The sequence below is a fragment of the Dietzia sp. DQ11-44 genome (assembly GCF_014145205.1).
Taxonomy (GTDB): Bacteria; Actinomycetota; Actinomycetes; order Mycobacteriales; family Mycobacteriaceae; genus Dietzia; species Dietzia natronolimnaea.
The window spans coordinates 1-1,176 of sequence record NZ_JAALEC010000502.1; the positions used below are offsets into that span (position 1 = coordinate 1).

At 72.4% G+C, this 1,176-nt stretch carries 1 protein-coding gene; it reads right to left on the minus strand.

Going from position 1 to position 1,176, the window contains the following annotated elements:
* The coding region (locus tag G6018_RS12575; RefSeq protein ID WP_182639775.1) for a uroporphyrinogen-III synthase at positions 1 to 1,035 on the minus strand (1,035 nt) is incomplete at its 3' end.
* Positions 1,036 to 1,176: the final 141 nt, after the last annotated feature.

The window sequence follows — 1,176 nt, forward strand, 5'->3', positions numbered from 1 at the left end:
GTGCGGGTCGGCGCCGTCGCCGGGCAGCACGGCGAGGAGTTCCTCCCGGCTCACGCACTTGCCCGGCCGGTCCGCCATCGCACGCAGCAGTGCCAGCGGCGCCGGCGAGAGCTCGATGGGCCGACCGTCCATCAGGACCGCGGCCGCACACACGGTGAGTTCGTGGCCGGCCACCGTGACGGGCCGGGACCGCGCCACCAGCTCGTCGGTGACGTGTCGCATGAGCGCACCGAGGCGCATCCGGTCCGGCATCGACACGGGTACACCGAGGTCGACCAGCGGTTCGGCGGTCACCGGTCCCACACAGAGGGCGGCGACCGGACCGGACAGGGCGTCCAGCACGTCGTCGTGGATCCCCATCAGGTCGGCCCGCTCGAGCATCGACACCACGGCCGGGGCGGCGGTGAACGTCACCCCGTCGACGCCAGCCCGGGCGACGGTCCGGACGAGGTCGTCGAACGCCTCCAGGTCCTCGGGGAGCTCCCAACGGTAGATCGGCACCACGATCACCTCGGCCCCCGCCGCGCGGAGCCCCTCCACCAGGGGGGCCATGGGATTCCAGTCCGAGCTCGCACCCTGGAGCTGCACGGCCACGGTGAGGCCGTCGACCCCGCGCTCCAGCAGCATCTCCAACAGTTCGGGGGTCGCCTCGCTCGCCGCCGACGCGTGTTCGCGCAGACCGGCGGCCCGGAGCGCCCCGGTGACCTTGGGCCCGCGCGAGTACAGCGGCACCCGTTCCATGAGGGCGTGCAGGTCCCGGGAGTAACCCCACTCCTCGCACACCTGCGTCCACCACCGGACTCCGGTCGCCGTGGTGAGGACCATGAGGTCGGCGGGAGCAGCGAGCACCTGGGCGGTGGCCGAGCGGACGAGTTCGTCCTCGGCCACGGGGATCATGCGGATCGCCGGCGCGTGGAGGACCGCCGCACCCCGGCGTTCGAGCAGAACCTTCTGTTCCGACGCCCGACGCGCAGCCGTCACCGCGACCGTGCGGCCCAGCAGTGGTAAGTCGTCGTTGGTGTTCACGATGTCCATCCTGCCGCAGTCGTGTGTCGTCCATGTTTCCCCGCCGTCGAGGCGGGGGGTGGGCGGATCACCGGGAAAGGGGTCGGTCACGCGCAGTCACGCAACCAACCGCAGATGCCGTCCACGGCGGCGGTGCACCCGCCGCAGCCG